This is a genomic window from Paenibacillus sp. CF095 (assembly GCF_900101225.1).
GTDB lineage: Bacteria > Bacillota > Bacilli > Paenibacillales > Paenibacillaceae > Paenibacillus.
The window spans coordinates 999,267-1,015,767 of record NZ_FMZN01000001.1 but is presented as its reverse complement, the minus strand read 5'-3'; the positions used below and the strand labels follow the sequence as shown (position 1 = coordinate 1,015,767).

Annotated in this window: 20 protein-coding genes; 1 reads left to right on the top strand and 19 read right to left on the bottom strand. The window is 46.0% G+C overall.

Features of this window, described 5'->3' with window-relative positions; translation table 11 throughout:
• Positions 1 to 25: 25 nt before the first annotated feature.
• Positions 26 to 247 carry a trp RNA-binding attenuation protein MtrB gene (gene mtrB, locus BLS69_RS04530; protein ID WP_017687697.1) on the bottom strand — a complete coding sequence of 74 codons (222 nt, stop codon included), beginning with the start codon at positions 245 to 247 and terminating at the stop codon, positions 26 to 28.
• A 147-nt stretch (positions 248 to 394) separates the two neighbouring features.
• Here mtrB and BLS69_RS32065 point away from each other — a divergent pair, with 147 nt between their 5' ends.
• On the top strand, positions 395 to 556 hold the full coding sequence (locus tag BLS69_RS32065) for a hypothetical protein (protein ID WP_176872576.1): 162 nt from the start codon (positions 395 to 397) through the stop codon (positions 554 to 556).
• Positions 557 to 622: 66 nt separating this feature from the next.
• Here the strand turns inward: BLS69_RS32065 and BLS69_RS04525 are convergent, their stop codons facing one another.
• The 18 genes from BLS69_RS04525 to BLS69_RS04440 all read right to left on the bottom strand — a co-directional run bounded on the left by BLS69_RS04525 (position 623) and on the right by BLS69_RS04440 (position 16,464).
• A complete protein-coding gene (locus tag BLS69_RS04525) occupies positions 623 to 895 on the bottom strand; it encodes an HU family DNA-binding protein (RefSeq protein WP_024630670.1) in 273 nt (90 codons plus the stop codon).
• Positions 896 to 1,112: 217 nt separating this feature from the next.
• Entirely contained in the window at positions 1,113 to 2,099 is a 987-nt protein-coding gene (locus BLS69_RS04520; RefSeq protein ID WP_017687695.1) for an ABC transporter permease, read from the bottom strand.
• Positions 2,096 to 3,613, bottom strand: coding sequence for a sugar ABC transporter ATP-binding protein (locus BLS69_RS04515; RefSeq protein WP_091028926.1), 1,518 nt, complete (start codon positions 3,611 to 3,613; stop codon positions 2,096 to 2,098). The genes BLS69_RS04520 and BLS69_RS04515 overlap by 4 nt, the downstream gene beginning before the upstream one ends.
• 109 nt (positions 3,614 to 3,722) lie before the next feature.
• The gene (locus tag BLS69_RS04510) at positions 3,723 to 4,820 is read right to left on the bottom strand and encodes a sugar ABC transporter substrate-binding protein (protein ID WP_091028924.1); all 1,098 of its coding nucleotides are present in this window, start codon (positions 4,818 to 4,820) and stop codon (positions 3,723 to 3,725) included.
• 217 nt (positions 4,821 to 5,037) lie between these two features.
• Entirely contained in the window at positions 5,038 to 6,516 is a 1,479-nt protein-coding gene (gene spoIVA, locus BLS69_RS04505; RefSeq protein ID WP_036607700.1) for a stage IV sporulation protein A, read from the bottom strand.
• A gap of 454 nt (positions 6,517 to 6,970) precedes the next feature.
• A complete protein-coding gene (locus BLS69_RS04500; protein ID WP_091028921.1) occupies positions 6,971 to 7,750 on the bottom strand; it encodes a hypothetical protein in 780 nt (259 codons plus the stop codon).
• A gap of 46 nt (positions 7,751 to 7,796) precedes the next feature.
• Positions 7,797 to 8,147 carry a 2Fe-2S iron-sulfur cluster-binding protein gene (locus BLS69_RS04495; protein WP_091028919.1) on the bottom strand — a complete coding sequence of 117 codons (351 nt, stop codon included), beginning with the start codon at positions 8,145 to 8,147 and terminating at the stop codon, positions 7,797 to 7,799.
• Between the two features lie 17 nt (positions 8,148 to 8,164).
• Complete coding sequence (locus BLS69_RS04490; protein ID WP_091028916.1) at positions 8,165 to 8,782, bottom strand: hypothetical protein; 618 nt, start codon at positions 8,780 to 8,782, stop codon at positions 8,165 to 8,167.
• Between the two features lie 83 nt (positions 8,783 to 8,865).
• Entirely contained in the window at positions 8,866 to 9,045 is a 180-nt protein-coding gene (locus tag BLS69_RS04485; protein WP_017687688.1) for a DUF2768 family protein, read from the bottom strand.
• Between the two features lie 173 nt (positions 9,046 to 9,218).
• Positions 9,219 to 9,494 carry a stage VI sporulation protein F gene (locus BLS69_RS04480; protein ID WP_017687687.1) on the bottom strand — a complete coding sequence of 92 codons (276 nt, stop codon included), beginning with the start codon at positions 9,492 to 9,494 and terminating at the stop codon, positions 9,219 to 9,221.
• A 103-nt stretch (positions 9,495 to 9,597) separates the two neighbouring features.
• The gene (locus BLS69_RS04475) at positions 9,598 to 10,638 is read right to left on the bottom strand and encodes an NAD(P)H-dependent glycerol-3-phosphate dehydrogenase (RefSeq protein WP_036607707.1); all 1,041 of its coding nucleotides are present in this window, start codon (positions 10,636 to 10,638) and stop codon (positions 9,598 to 9,600) included.
• On the bottom strand, positions 10,631 to 11,254 hold the full coding sequence (plsY, locus tag BLS69_RS04470; RefSeq protein WP_076209908.1) for a glycerol-3-phosphate 1-O-acyltransferase PlsY: 624 nt from the start codon (positions 11,252 to 11,254) through the stop codon (positions 10,631 to 10,633). The genes BLS69_RS04475 and plsY overlap by 8 nt, the downstream gene beginning before the upstream one ends.
• 11 nt (positions 11,255 to 11,265) lie before the next feature.
• Positions 11,266 to 12,588, bottom strand: a complete 1,323-nt coding sequence (gene der, locus BLS69_RS04465) for a ribosome biogenesis GTPase Der (RefSeq protein ID WP_076209907.1) — start codon at positions 12,586 to 12,588, stop codon at positions 11,266 to 11,268.
• 185 nt (positions 12,589 to 12,773) lie between these two features.
• Positions 12,774 to 13,988: a 30S ribosomal protein S1 gene (rpsA, locus tag BLS69_RS04460; RefSeq protein WP_036607712.1), complete on the bottom strand. Its 1,215-nt coding sequence runs from the start codon at positions 13,986 to 13,988 to the stop codon at positions 12,774 to 12,776.
• A gap of 142 nt (positions 13,989 to 14,130) precedes the next feature.
• A complete protein-coding gene (locus tag BLS69_RS04455) occupies positions 14,131 to 14,718 on the bottom strand; it encodes a lysophospholipid acyltransferase family protein (protein ID WP_076209906.1) in 588 nt (195 codons plus the stop codon).
• Entirely contained in the window at positions 14,715 to 15,419 is a 705-nt protein-coding gene (gene cmk / locus BLS69_RS04450) for a (d)CMP kinase (RefSeq protein WP_091028913.1), read from the bottom strand. Before cmk ends, BLS69_RS04455 begins: the two co-directional genes overlap by 4 nt.
• Before the next feature lie 103 nt (positions 15,420 to 15,522).
• Positions 15,523 to 15,747, bottom strand: a complete 225-nt coding sequence (locus BLS69_RS04445; RefSeq protein ID WP_091018057.1) for a hypothetical protein — start codon at positions 15,745 to 15,747, stop codon at positions 15,523 to 15,525.
• 63 nt (positions 15,748 to 15,810) lie between these two features.
• Positions 15,811 to 16,464 carry a flagellar brake protein gene (locus BLS69_RS04440; RefSeq protein WP_017687679.1) on the bottom strand — a complete coding sequence of 218 codons (654 nt, stop codon included), beginning with the start codon at positions 16,462 to 16,464 and terminating at the stop codon, positions 15,811 to 15,813.
• Positions 16,465 to 16,501: the final 37 nt, after the last annotated feature.

Below are 16,501 nucleotides of genomic sequence, written 5' to 3'. Positions count from 1 at the left end.
CATTTGAATGTATTCAATCTGTCCATTACTCCGATTCAATCTGTCCATGCTTGGTAATCAGCGTGGCTTTGCCCCGGATTTTAATAGCTGAGGTATGAGTGGTAAATTGGGCAAACATCACTTCACCCTTGTCCAATTTCTCGGTGTGGTGAAAACGTGTATCCTGACCTCGGGTTAATCCGATCACCTGGACACCATTTTCCTCTGCCTTAATTACAATATAATCATTGCCGGTTGGATGATCCATCACGCATGTCCCCTTCTTTAGTTCGATAGCGTTAATGATGATTAAGATTGTTTCATTTGTCAACCTGCGCCTTATACGAATGAACCGCAAGAATCGGCTACCCTAGGGTCATACTACAGTTATACAGCTACAGAAAGGAGAATTTGCATGAAGTACACCCCTGCCGCACTTACAGACGAGCATATTCATCAGTCAAAAGAAATCGAACAGCATCTGTCTGCAGCTGCGGGCGAAGAACTGATTCTGGTTGCTTATATCGGGCAACCGGAGGATCCTGAGCACTCGGATAGCCGCAAGAATCATCGTTAAAGGGCAAAAGAAAAGGCCGTGAACAAGTCACGGTCTTTTTGTCGACATATGGAATATGTAGAAATCTTATTTAATTCCGTCTTTGAGCGCTTTACCTGGTTTGAATGCAGGAATTTTGCTCGCAGGAATTTCGATTTCTTCACCTGTTTGCGGGTTGCGTCCTTTACGTGCAGAGCGCTCGCGAACTTCGAAGTTCCCAAAACCAACCAATTGTACTTTATCTCCGCTTTGAAGAGCCTCAGAGATTGCTTCGAATACGGCATCAACCGCTTTCGTTACATCTTTCTTGGACAATTCAGTCGCTTCAGATACGTGTGTAATCAAGTCTGATTTGTTCATTTGTTTTTCACCTCCTGTATCAATGTCCTGAATGTTATACTGTGTTTCCGTTTTATAGCGAAATATACGTTCATACGCAAAAAATCTACGTACATCTTGAGCGCTGAACACAAATCTCCGCCTGCGGTCAACAGTCATTTTCGGCAGAATGTCGTCTGAAACCACGGGCATTTCAGACGCCGAACAAATTTCATACTAATACAGACAGCCCACAATTTCAAGTCCGGTTGCGGTTTAAGACGTAAAATGTAACCGCCAGGGCAAGCACGAGAACCCCACCTTTTACAATATCATGTGTGAAATACTGTACGTTCATCATTGTTAAACCGTTCACAAGTACACCAATCAGAACCGAACCGATGAAGGTTCCGATGACATTTGGTTTACCCGCGCCAAACACAGAGAAACCGACAAATACTGCAGCTACGGATTCCATTAACAACGGTGATCCCGCATCAATTTGACCAGATCCTACTTTGGAAGCATAGATGATACCCCCGATTGCTGCAAACACTCCAGCGGCTACATAGGCGAGTGTACGCACCTTTTTCACCTTGATTCCAGACAACCGTGCAGCTTCCTCATTACCACCTGTAATGTACATCTGGCGACCATATTTCGTATACGTCAAAAAGATATGCACACCTATTACGGCAATAAGTAGCATGATAACTGATATAGGCATACCCAGCCATTTACCCTGCCCTATAAGCAGGAATGTCGGGTCCATCTCTCCCGCAGCTTTACTCCCATCAGGGAACTGCATGTGATTGTAAATGGTATATCCCTGTGCATACGTTTTGTGAATACCTCCGATGATGTACATCGTGGCAAGGGTGGCGAGCAAATCCGGAATACGCAATTTTACAATGAGCAAAGCATTCAGTAAACCAATAACAGCTCCAATGATTAGTGGCACAATAATTACAATTGCCAGTGGTTGTTGATACCAAATCATTAACGAAGCAGTAACGACGGTAGTTAATGAGACAGTCGCCCCAACCGAGAGATCAAATCCATCAACAATGAGAGATAATGTAACACCGATCGCTACAAACGTAACGATAGAGATCGAGCCCAAAATATCGGTCAAGTTACTGTACGTAAAGAAATAAGGCAATTTAATGCCAAAAAATGCGATAACACCTATGATGACTATAATTGCCCCGTAACGGAACGCAAAATCTAGTGATTTATCCTTCATGATTGCACCTCTTGTCCACCGCTTGCATAGTATAGCAGCTGTTCTTGGTTAGTCTGGCCTCGTTTGAACTCTTTTACGATAACACCCTCGCACATGACAGCGATTCGGTCACCAATTCCCATGCCTTCGTCCAGTTCACAGGTGAAATAGATTACACCCTTGCCCGCCAAAGCCAGTTCATTGATGATACGGAAAATGTCACTTTTTGCCCCAATATCTACGCCTTTGGTTGGCTCATCAAATATAAATACATCCGCATCCGCATTTAGCCATTTACCAATGGCTACCTTCTGCTGATTACCACCGCTTAGATATTTCACTTCCTGTTTCACGGACGATGTCTTGATTCCGAGCTGTTTCACCAATGACTCTGCATTCAGACGTTCCCGCTTGCGGCTTACGAAACCTAATGTACTAAGACGGCTTAGCAAAGGCAGACTTAAATTCCGTTCCACGTTCTCCTGGATCAGGATTCCTTGTTTACGTCGCTCCTCCGGTACAGAAACGATCCCCAGAGCCGCCGCATCCGCAGGCTGAGACAAGCGGAGGTTACGGTTGTTAAGCCGGATCTCGCCTCCCTCCAGCCGATCTGCACCAATCAGCAAACGTGAACTTTCCGTTTTACCCGCGCCTACCAGACCCACCACAGCGAGGACTTCACCTCGGCGTACAGAGAGGTTAACACCTTTGACTTTCACTCCACGACGAAGCCCACGTGCCTCCAATAACAGCTCTCCCACGGGCGCTTCCGTCTTCGGAAACTCTTCTTCGAATGGTTTGCCCAGCATCTGTGTAACCAAATCGTTGATCGTAAGTCCCTTTGCTTCAACAGTAAATACGTGTTGCCCATCTCTCATAACCGTAACGCGATCACAGTGACCCGTCACTTCAGCAAGGCGATGGGTAATGAAAATACAAGCTACACCCCGATCCTTCAGCAGATGAACAATTCGGAAAAATGCATCCGTTTCTTCCTGACTCAGCGGTGCAGTCGGTTCGTCAAAAATGATGACCTTGGCATCCTGAATTAAAATCCGCGCCAGCAATATCATCTGTTTCTCTGCAAGTGTCAGATCGGCCACTTTTTGGTGAACAGATATGTCTGCTCCTAATTGCTTCAACGCCTCAACCGCACGCTGTTGCAATTTTCGTGGACTTTTCCACCAACCTCCAGCAGATGAAGCCAACTGATCCAACATGATGTTCTCCGCAGCCGTCAGCTGTGGCACCAATGCTGCATCCACTTCCTGATAGACACAGTGAATCCCACTTGCCTTAGCGTCTCCCGGAGAACTTAAATGAAGCGCTTGTCCACTCAATTGAATCGTACCCTGATCCAATGGATAGGCACCAGACAGAATTTTCATTAACGTGCTCTTACCGGCACCATTGGCACCCAGCAGCGCGTGAATTTCCCCGCCTTTTACAGAGAAATCCACATCCTTCAGTGCAGGAATACCTGAAAACTGCTTGTGGATATGTTCCATTTGAAGCAGAATCGGTGCAGTGCTCATGATGTTAACCTCCAATCGTTCCCTTCCGGGAGCATCCCTTTTTTCAGACCACACATATCTTCATTATGTTTGAAAAAGCGCGCCTTGCGGCGCGCTTCCGTTACGCTGCTTATTTAGCAGTAATTCCGTATTCGCTCATCCAGTCCTTGATTCCTTGTGTGCTGCCACCCCAACCTTCAACGAACTCTGACAGCTCCGAAGTGGAGATTTGTTTATCTGGCAGAGCTTCACGTTGAACATAGACCGGGTTTAGAACAACTGCATCTTCGGTCTCGTCCCCGTTCAGTTTCTGATAAGCATAACGTACTTGGACGCGACCAATATCCGTTGGATCAACAGCAGCGGAAGCTACCCAAGGATTTTTCGGGTCCTGAATCATTTGCAGATCCTCGTCACTCATATCAATACCATACACTTTGATCTCATCACGTCCAGCTTGTTGAATCGCACGGGCTGCACCTTTGGCGAACTCATCCCATGCAGTCCATACAGCTGTAATCTCACCTTTTGGATACTGCTTGAGAATAGCTTCCATTTTGGCTTGAGTATCCAGCGCCGGGTTCTGTGCAGAACCGAATGTAGCTATTTCCTTGATGTCCGGATTTGCTTTCATGAATTCACCGTATGCAATCTGACGGCGTTCCATCGGTGCAAAACCAGCTACCCATACTTTTACAATATTACCTTGTCCATTGATATCTTTTTTCATTTGCTCCAGCGTCAGTTCAGCCATCTTCTGGTCATCCTGCGACAGGACTGTGGCTCCTGGAACACTGATAGCTGCGTCAAACACGACCACTGGAATATTCAGTTCTACTGCCTTCTTCACGCCTGGCTCTAATAGGGAATCACCGTGATCCGTGAGAATGGCATCAAATTTCTGGTTAATAGCGCTATCAAGCAAGGATACCATCTTTGCTTTGTCATTATCGGCAACAAACGTTGTCAGTTCTCCACCGAATTTTTCGATTTCTTCTTTTACACCCTGTACATATTGCTGCGAGAAAGTACCTGTATTAAACTCCATAATAAGTGCAATCCGCTTGCCGCTTAGAGGGCCTGTAACTGCTTCCGTTTTTGGTGTATCATCTGTTGCACCCGAAGCCGGAGTTGCTGCCGGTTCTTTTTTGATTCCGCAAGCGGACAGCGCCAATGTAAATACTAATAACACACTCAACCATACCCATTTTGTCTCTTTTCTTTTCATCTCTGTCTCCCCCTGTCCACTCTCTGTGATCTCGATCACAATAGTTGAATATTAATATAACGGCTAATCCCTAGTATGTAAATGGGTTTTAGCAATTTAAAGCTAAAACTCGCTAAGTTTTTTCGAAAGCACTATTCTTCCTATCCATTTCATCCAAAATAAAGAAATCATATAAAAAAGACCGCGAGGGGATGCCCCCTTACGGTCTTTTGATGTCTTACAGAATGATAGCGATCAAGCCGCCCGAACCTTCGTTAATGATTCTTCCCAGCGTCTCTTGCAATTTGTATCTTGCATTATCCGGCATCATGGCAATTTTTCCCTGAATACCTTCTCGCACGATGGAGTGCAACGAACGACCAAACATGTCTGAATCCCATACCTTGATTGGATCGTTCTCGAAGTCCTGCATCAGATATCTCACCAGTTCCTCACTTTGTTTCTCCGTACCGATGATTGGAGCAAACTCCGATTCCACATCAACCCGGATCATGTGAATGGACGGTGCCGTTGCTTTTAGGCGTACGCCAAATTTGGTGCCCTGACGAATGAGCTCAGGTTCATCCAGAGCCATCTCTGCAAGAGATGGAGCAGCAATGCCGTATCCGGTCGTTTTGACCATCTCCAGCGCTTCTGCGAAGCGGTCATATTCCCTCTTCGCATGCGAGAATTCCTGCATCAATTGCAGCAGATGATCCTTACCGCGAATTTCAATTCCGACCACTTCCACGAGAATCTGATCATACAATTCATCTGGCGCATACAGGTCAATTTCGGCTACACCCTGCCCCATATTCATGCCACTCAGGCCTGCGCGATCAATGAATTCATATTCCATGAACTGAGCAACAACGCGATCCACGTCGCGAAGTCTTCGAATATCCTTAACGGTATCCCGTACGGAATTTTCATAGTTGCTGCGCAGCCAGTGAGTCTCGTTCAGTACCATAACCCAGCTCGGCAAGTTTACATTCACTTCATGCACAGGGAACTCATAGAGCACTTCACGAAGTACACCTGTCACATCATCTTCCGTCATGGTCGCTGCACTGAGTGTCATCACCGGAATGTCGTATTTGGCTGCAAGCTCACTACGTAATTGCAGGGCTTCTTCACTGCGAGGACGAGTCGAGTTGATGACCAGGACAAACGGTTTACCCACTTCTTTTAATTCCGCAATGACCCGTTCTTCAGATTCCACATAGGAGCTGCGGGCAATTTCGGCGATTGTGCCGTCTGTTGTTACCACAACACCCAGTGTAGAATGCTCCTGAATAACTTTGCGAGTACCAATCTCGGCGGCTTCCTGGAATGGAATTGGTTCCTCGAACCAAGGCGTGGAGATCATGCGTGGACCATTCTCATCCTCGTATCCCTTGGCTCCTTCCACCGCGTAACCTACACAATCCACAAGACGCACATTGACATCGAGTCCTTCTGCCACCTTGATCTGGACTGCGTTATTTGGTACGAATTTTGGTTCGGTAGTCATGATGGTTTTACCTGCTGCACTCTGTGGAAGTTCATCCACCGCTCGACCACGGTCAGCCTCGTTAGTGATGTTTGGCAACACAATGGTTTCCATGAATCGTTTAATAAATGTTGATTTTCCCGTCCGGACTGCGCCGACAACCCCGAGATAAATATCCCCTCCGGTCCGCTCAGCTATGTCCTTAAAAATGTCCACTTTCTCCAATGAAATCCCCTCCCTAAATTACTCCGAAGGAAAAATGCTAAAGAGCATCCGCTTCGTTTTTTCAATCAGAAGACTGAAATCCCTGCAACGGTAGAGCCGCCTTTGTGAGTGCCCGGAAGTCGTCCGCCGCCGAACGTTGCATTCTGATGAAACCGGCGAGAGCGGCGTTAACTCGTACATGCAATTGGACTAGTATCATCTTATGTATCCGTATGCGGCAATATGACGCGTATTTTTGTTTTTTTATCTTATGGTGATGACATTAGGAGAATCCCCCGATCTCGGACTACGCGTCTTTATTTCAATCTACTTTATGTGATCCGTGAAGCTTTTATGACGGTTATTGCTGATACTAACAAAAGAAAAAAGAGATATCCCTTATTTGGAATATCTCTTTTTGAACCATTAGAGCCATGGCGGTCCTACACCTAAATCATTTGAATTGCAACCATGCTTATTTTATGGGCTGGGCAATCGGCGCATTATTTTGCCAAGCATAGGGAACCGATTTAACGGGTACGAAGTAGGAGTGTTCCAACAGAAAATCGCGAACATCTTCAGTGTCTGCTGGGGACATGTCAGACTTTTCCACTGCCTGCATAATGTCAAAAGCATAATCTACATAGACTTTGCCTTCGTCATCCATCATAAAAGGTAACGCCTGACCTGAATATACACTATTCAGCGTAATGGAAGGTGTGCCCGCCTGTGCAGCCTGCTCCATATCCACAGCATATAACCCCGGATACAGTTCTTCCCCACCTGGCAGCTTATTGTTATGTACGGACTTATATTGATTAACCATTCGTTGCACATCGTTTACTTTCTGTACAGTCAGAAGATCCATCACTTTAACGGTCGGATTCACTTCTTCGTCCTGAATAAGGAAGTAAGCGCTCCCACCACTTTCAAAAGCGGTTCCTGGTATTTCATCCAGATACCCCAGTTGTTTCAACTTGGGCAGATCCACTCTGAACTTTTCATATTTTGGCGTTTCCATATCTGCATTGATGATTGGCAAAATCCCCTCATCTTTCTGGAATGCCTCGACCGCACTCTGGATACGGCTCACGCTTTCCCGATAGGCTATCTTTGGGTCCGAATTGCTCTGGGATGGATACATACAACCACTTGCTGTAAAAGCAAACAACAGGAATAACAGCAGACCACCCGTCTGATGTTTCAGACGCTGCCGTCTGCTTCTTTCAACACAATTTGGCTTGTTCCTAATCATTCGTGTCCTCCTTGAATAACTCATTAGAGAATCAATTTCATAACGCTCAGAACCAGTCGTCTTCCTGTTGTTGACGTTCCAGTTGTTTCCGAATGGCTGCCTTCAGCGGGTCCTCTGGAACATGAACCGATAGAGATCCACACACCTTGGCCTGACAGGACAGTCGTGTACCTGCTTCCAACAGTGAACCCAGCTTGCGCTTTTCTGCATCTGTTGGTGGATACAGTTCCGCCCGATGTTCTTCATCCACGTTCACTTTGCACATCAGGCAAGCCGCTTTACCATCACATCGGGTCGTAATCTTGACTCCAGCACGTCGTGCTGCATGCAGAAGTGTTGCCCCTGGTTTGAGCGCTATCGATTTGTTCATAGGTAAAAAAGTTATCTTATAGTCCATCATTTTCCTCCCTCAACCTACTGGGGCCATGCAAAGCCAACAAGCTCTTCCACTTCGGCTCTGAAGCGGGCTGTCCATACATTCTGTTGACTTAACAGCATCATTATAGGTTGATGTGCATGTGGTTGCTGACGCATCTGTGTCGCAATGGGTACATAACGATCTTCACGACCTCGCAGCAGATTAAACAACAGCTCATGCGCAAGCGGCATCAGTCGCAGGGTATATGAACCTACTTGTGCTACTGGTGCATGTGGAGCAAGTACATGTTCAATCTCGATACGGTACCAACTTTTGCGAGCCCATATTTCGAAACCACCAACCAATTCCAGCGCACATTCACCCACTTGATAGTGGCTCAGCAGAGAAGCATACGGTCCTGTCTTGTCCACTGTAGGCTCGTCAAGCATTTCCCCCGGAGCGCTACGGTGAAGTTCTTTAGCAGCAGCAACATCCGCATAGATATCAATATCTCTTGGAGCTTGTTGCAACTCCACCCCTTGAAGCAGCAACCCACAACTTCCTCCAAGTAACCATGTCTGTGGCTGTGTGTTCCAGGCTTTGGCCGTTTCCAGCAAAGCCGCGTGTAATTCCGGATAACGCTCTGTCCGACCCTCCGTATCATGCGGCCCCATAGGCTCACACTCCCCTCATCCGTGTTCATTGTGTCAGTTCTTATGATGTGCTTATGCGGATGTTATCTTTCAGGCATGGGAAATCAGGTCAGAGAAGCGATTCCACCGAAAAAGCCAATCAGCATAATCAAAAATGCAATTAGAGAAAGAATCCCCCGTACAATACCTTTTGTTTTGGCACGAGCAAACGTAATCAGGAATACAGATAATCCCATAATGAGGATGGCCACCAATGACAGCCACATCTTGTCCATTGCGCTCATAATCCAGCAGTCTCCCCTTCAGTCCGATATTCATCACTGACACTGTGACAATTGCAACCATTATAACACGAAATTCAGCTCAACTTTCCAAAAAAAAGACAAAAAAGCAAGCCGGCAGAAGCCGACTCGTCTTTTTGTCTTACTGGATCACCTGTACATGCAGGTGTGATCTATTATTTTTTCATCATCATTTTCATTAACGATTCCATACTGCTCGGATTCAATCCGCTTTTCTTGACCGCACTCACAATATCCTTAACCGTATCCTCAGATACCGGAACTTTCGCCATGGCGGATACTTGTTTGATCAATTGGCGCAACTGAGCTTCATTCTGAATCGTCGTTGGTTTCACCGTGCTTGCCAATTTCTTAACGGCACCTTCAGTTATCGTTTTACCCGTTTTCTTGTTGATTGCATTCAGTGCATCTTTGGAAATGTTGTTACCCATTCGTCTCCCCTCCTCCGGCAATACTCATGTGTATAGTATGAGTCTGCTACAGAAAAGGTGAATAAGCTTCTTATTTCACAAGGTACGTTTAGGCTGATTACAATCAGGAATGCCACTGCTCCCAGGTTTCAAGCTTCATGACTTCCATTTCAGTCTTCGGGTCACGTCCCATCAAGGCTTCAACCGCATCACGCGGCTGTCTCTCCTGGAATAAAACGTGATATAACTGATCCGCAATTGGCATTTGCACACCGTATTTTTGTGAGATGAAATAGGCAGCTTGCGTAGTTCGAATGCCTTCTACCACCATGCCCATAGACTTCAGAACATCATCCAACTTCTGTCCCTGACCCAACATGGAACCTGCTCTCCAGTTCCGACTGTGCTGACTTGTAGCCGTTACAACCAGATCCCCGATGCCGGCAAGTCCCGAAAACGTTAGCGGATTTGCTCCCATCTCAACACCAATACGTGTGATCTCTGCCAGACCTCGTGTTAGCAAAGCGGCTTTGGCATTATCACCAAATTGAAGACCATCGGACATGCCTGCACCAAGAGCAATGATATTTTTGAATGCGCCTGCAAGCTCAACACCAATCATGTCCCGATTCGTGTAAACCCGGAAATAGGCATTCATAAACAAAGCTTGGGCAGACTCGGCAGATGCCTTATCCAGTGAAGCTACAACCACTGTCGTTGGACAACGCTTCACCACTTCTTCCGCATGGCTTGGGCCAGAAAGAACAACCACACGTCCTTCTTCACATTCAAGCTCTTCTGAAATGACTGTGGACATCCGTTTGAGGCTTTCTGTCTCAAAACCTTTGGTTGCATGAATGACTAACATCTCAGGCTTGTAATAAGCCTTAAGCTGGTTCGTAACTGCACGCATGGCTGATGAAGGCGCAACAATTAACACAGCTATAGCGCCTTCCACCGCAGCTTCCATATCAGTTGTTGCTTGGATCCGTGGTGAAAGCTCCGCATCCGGAAGATAGCGAGTATTGGTGTGCTTGTTATTGATTTCGTTAGCCTGGTCTTCACCACGTGTCCACATCATCACGTCCAACTGATTGGCGGCGAGTACACTGGCCAGAGCTGTCCCCCAGCTTCCAGCGACCAGAACAGCAACTTTTTTAGACAACTCGTTTACCCCCTCCAGGGTTTTTCGATCCCAATTTATTTTCCTGTCCTTTGGCGAGCTTCGCAATATTGGTACGATGTCTCCAGAACGCAAACAGACAAATAATCAGACTCCCCCAGAAGATATTCATTGAATATCCGGGTAATACCAGGATAAAGATGGGTGTAAATGCTACAAAAATCAGAGACCCCAATGAAACATAGCGTGTCAATACAATAGACAGAATGGCGATCACCCCAGCACATAACGCAGGTAGGAAAGCAAGACTCACCAGAACACCAATGGCTGTGGCAATGCCTTTTCCTCCACGAAAATGGAAGTAAAGCGGCCAGTTATGTCCTGCAATGGCTGCTATACCACTGAGTGCAGGAATCCAGGCAGATCCGTCACTCAGCCAGATTCCTATCCATACAGCTGCAACACCCTTAAGTACATCAAGTAACAGAACAGCAATTGCCGGTCCTTTACCCAAAATACGCAACGTATTGGTAGCTCCCGCGTTTCCGCTTCCGTGCTGACGAATATCGATCCCCCGTATCGCTTTGGCAAGGAGGACACTAAAGCTGATCGAACCGAGTAAATAACTCAGTACAATCGCTGCGATTTGTAAAATCACACACTTCTCCCCTAACTTTCGTCGGACTTCTTCCGAGTAAATATGCGAATTGGTGTTCCTTCGAAATCAAACGCTGCACGGATTTTATTCTCCAGATAGCGCTCATATGAGAAGTGCATCAACTCAGGGTCGTTCACAAAAATAACCATGGTCGGCGGTTTAACTGCAACCTGAGTCACATAGTTAATTCTCATTCTCCGTCCTTTATCCGTTGGCGGAGGATTAATCGCAACCGCATCAGACACCACATCGTTAAGCAGATGTGTCTGCACACGTAACGAGTGTTGCTCTGCTACACGTTGCACAACCGGCAACAGTTTTTGTAAGCGTTGTTTTGTGAGGGCTGACAAGAATACGACCGGAGCATAAGTCATAAACAGGAAGTGATCCCGAATTTTTCTCTCAAACTCTTTCATCGTTTTGTCATGCTTCTCTACTACGTCCCATTTGTTCACAACAAACAATGACGCTTTACCAGCTTCGAATGCATATCCTGCAATATGCTTGTCCTGTTCAATAATGCCTTCTTCACCATTAATGACAATCAGAACAACATCTGCACGCTCAATCGCACGCATCGCACGCATTACACTGTATTTCTCAGTTGTTTCATATACTTTACCACGCTTACGCATACCTGCTGTATCAATCAGCACGTAACGTTGGCCGTCTTTTTCAAAAGGTGTATCAATTGCATCCCGGGTCGTTCCAGCCACGTCACTTACAATGACACGCTCTTCTCCCAAAATCGCGTTCACCAGTGAAGATTTACCCACATTAGGACGTCCAATCAGAGCTACACGAATAACATCTTCATCGTAAGTCTCTTCCTCAAGTTCTGGCAACTTCTCCACAATTGCATCAAGCAAATCACCTACACCTGTACCGTGACTTCCGGATACGCCAATGGGATCACCGAAACCAAATCCATAAAACTCATAAATGAGCTCACTTCGTCCGATATTATCCACTTTGTTAACGGCTACAACAATAGGCTTGCCTGAGCGGTAGAGCATCTCTGCTACCTCTTCATCCGATTGCGTAATACCTGCTTTTGCATCACACATGAATACAATAACATCCGCTTCTTCAATAGCGAGCTCTGCTTGCATCCGAATCGATTTTAAGATTACATCTTCACCATCAATTTCGATACCACCTGTATCAATAATACTAAATGGTTTACCGTTCCATTCACCGATTCCGTATATGCGGTCACGGGTAATGCCCGGCTTGTCTTCCACAATGGCCAGTCTGTCGCCGATGATCCGATTGAAAATGGTGGATTTACCCACGTTCGGTCGTCCGACAATTGCCACAACGGGTCTTGCCATACATTCCACTCCTCCTGTCCATACTTACGATACTCATCATAGCAAAAAAGATATGTCTTGGCTAACGTTTCATGCCAAATTACTCGCAATAAAAACAATCGGCGAACCCGCCTGGGGCTCGCCGATCTTGCTTTTGTTATTCAGCAAAATATGCAGTATATAACTTAGAACCATGCATTGTTAACTTATTTGAATTTGCTGAGTTTGTCTCCAAACAGTTCGCCAAGCGTAGTGCTCATACCTTGATTGTTCAAGGAAACGTTTGGATTGTTGATTTCTTCACGCGGAGCGTTGTTTCTTGAAGGTCTTTCTGATTTTTGTGGTTGAGCTGGAGCTTCTTCTGTTTCTTTGATGCTCAAGCTTACACGTTGCTCAGAAGGGTTCATGTCCAAGATTTTAACTTGAACTTCCTGTCCTTCTTTCAGCACTTCATGAGGAGTGCCGATGTGTTTGTGGGAGATTTGCGAGATATGCACAAGTCCCTCAACACCAGGAGCGATTTCAACAAATGCACCGAAGTCAACCAGACGTTTTACAACACCTGTTACGATATCGCTGGAATTGAATTTTTCGCTTGCTGTTTCCCAAGGACCTGGTTGAACAGCTTTCATGCTCAGGCTGATTTTGCCTTTTTCAGGGTCAACTTTCAGCACTTTCACACTAACTTTGTCACCTTCAGACAGAACGTCGGATGGTTTTTCAACGTGTGTCCAAGCCAGCTCGGATACGTGAACCAAACCGTCAACTCCGCCCACATCAACGAATGCACCGAATTGAGTCAAACGTTGTACTGTACCTTCGATCACTTGACCTTCTTGCAAACCAGCCATTACTGTAGCTTTGTTTGCTTCGAATTCTTGCTCCAGTACGTCTTTTTGGGAAAGGATCACTTTGTTGTTCTCACGGTCGATCTCTTTCACTTTAACACGCAGTGTGCGTCCTTTGTAGTCGCTGAAGTCTTCAACGAAATGGCGTTCAACCATGGAAGCCGGGATAAATCCACGTACGCCCACGTCTGCTACCAGACCGCCTTTAACAACATCACCTACAACAACTTCGAATACGTCTTGGTCTTCAAAATGCTTTTGCAATTGATCCCATGCGTTTTCGCTGTCGATTGCACGTTTGGACAGAACGAGTTTTTCTTTCTCGTCGTCGATGCTAAGAACTTTAGCTTCAACTTCTTGTCCAACTTCAACTGCGTCAGACGCGCTGTCAACATGTAATGAAGACAGTTCACGAATTGGAATGACACCGTCATATTTATATCCAATGCTCACATAGGCTTGGTTATCTTCCAATTTGACGATGGTTCCTTTTACGGTATCTCCTTTTTTCAAGGAAACGAATTGATCCAACTCATCTTGGGTTGCTTCTTGATTTTTCATTTCTTCCGACATGTCAAATACCCTCCTCAATTCAAAAACCCCATTATATTCAAACCTGCCTGTAGCAGAGTTCAAAACACTTTCATCACTGAGTGCTTAAGCTTTAGTCTCCCTCAAAAATATGGAAACATGCACTCAGCTACCGACGAAGCCATTACTTGCTTGGCACGCCCGTTTGCACCATTTCGTTAATCTTGGACATAATCTTTTCAGTCGCCTTCTCCAGAGCTTCTCCAGATGGGTCTTCCTTGAACTCGTCCAAACTTACTGGTGCTCCATATACAACTTTCATCTTACGAAAAACTTTGTAGTTACCGATAATAGCAGTAGGAATAACTGTAGCGCCACTGCGGAGAGCAAAACTCGCTGCCCCTTTTTTGCCGATACCTCCATCATTGTGACGGCTTCCTGAGGGGAAGATTCCAAGCACTTGACCATCACGCAAAATATTGAGTGAGGTTTTGATGGATTCCTTGCTGACACCTCCACGTTTAACGGGGAAAGCGCCCACGGCTTTAATAATTCGGCCGAGTACCGGAATGTCAAACAATTCGCTTTTGGCCATAAAACGCACCTGACGGCGAATTTTGATACCAACGGTTGGAGGATCGAAGTTACTAATATGATTGGAACATAAAAGTACGCCGCCTTCTTTCGGAATATTCTCCCGTCCAACGGCCTCCAAGCGGAAAAGAATGGTATAAATGATCCGCAGTAATGTGCTGCAAAATGTGTAAATCATAGACCGATCTCTCCTCTGACCATTGTGCAATAAGATACGATTTTGTCAACCACTTCATGAATGTTCATCTCCGTTGTATCAAGGACGATAGCATCCTCAGCACAACGCAATGGGGAAATTTCCCGATTCTCATCCAATCTGTCACGGGTGGCAATGTCTCGCTCCAGTTGTTGCAACGTCAGTCCTTCAGAGGGGTCCAGTTCTTTGAAGCGGCGAAGTGCACGCTCTTCGACACTGGCAGTCATGAAGATTTTCACTTCCGCATCGGGCAATACTGTCGTTCCGATATCGCGTCCATCCATGACGACGCCCTTGCGCAAAGCCATTTGCCGCTGAGTATCCACTAATTGCGTACGCAGCCCCTCGATTTGCGCATATCGGGACACGATTCCCGTCACTTCACGGGAGCGGATTTCCGAGGTTACTTCTTCCCCATTACAGAACACTTTCTGTCCGTCGGGATCCGGTTGTAAATCAATGACCAGCTTTTGGGCTTCCTGAAGTACCTGTGTCACTTCTTCCGGCGCAATATCTTTCCGAAGCATGTGCAAGGTTACCGCACGGTACATTGCGCCTGTATCGACGTATACATACGCGAGCGCCTCTGCAACCAATCGGGCCACCGTGCTTTTCCCGGCACCGGCAGGTCCGTCAATTGCAACGTTCATTTTCCCGTTCTCTGATGTGTTCTGGCTTGCCAACGGGGCATTCCTCCTCAAACGATAAACCTCAATAAAAAAACAGGCATTGCCTGCATCGTGAAAATTATACCACACTCTACACATGGATGCAAAAACAGACAAATCAACGATGTTCGTAATCATTCATCGTTTGCACTTCAATTGGCGTTCCTTCCAGGCGGTCAATGGTGGTCAAATTCTTTTTGAAGCCGGGTACCAACAGCAGCAATTGATATACCACAAGCAAGATTAGAAGGACTGTAATCAGAATCGTAACCTTTCGTTCCATTCGCCTGGAGAAAACATAATAAAGTCGTTCATATCTGCGGGTTGCATGACGATGATTCATGGCAATGCCTCCGTTTTTTTCATTACGGTACCCGCAGTTCCTTCTTCTTATGCCACAACATTCCTATTTCGTACGATAGTCCAATTGTCGTTCGAAACAAAACTTGATAATTTTCTGGCGCTCCGAATCTGAAATCTGCACAAATTTCAGCATGCATAGCTGTCTGCCGGTTTCCAGGGTTTTGATCCGCACAACTTCAGCTTCAAAATTCACATGTTCAATGGTTGAATTCCGGTAGGGAACCAGCAACCAGCATTTCAGTTTTTGACCTTCAGCTATTGAAAAACCTGTTTCGCCGTAGATGGACAATCCACCGCCACCAATATCTTCAGTCAATCCGACGGCACGGGTCAGATCTTCACTCTGGATGGCCAATTCGAGGTTTGCATGAACACGAAGAAAGCTGCGTCGTTGTATTTTGGATATATCGCTCGGAAGCGGTTTGCGGATACGGACAAGACGGACCACATCTTCCTCAAATCCCGTGACATAGGTATTAAAATAATGCCGGACCCCATCCTCCGTAATATATGAAATGGACAATTCCTCTCCGAAAAAGAGCCTTTTCAGACGGCTGCTTCCTTGTTGCATCGGGACCTCAATCAGAAAACTGCTGTCATCCATATCTGCAATGCGTGATTTGTACTCTTTGTGTTCCTCTTTTTCATCTGCAGAAGCAATCTGGATGTATAAAATTTCATTTATTTTCGGAAACAAGCTGTTCACCGCCACTTTATGTATTTATCTTCGTATG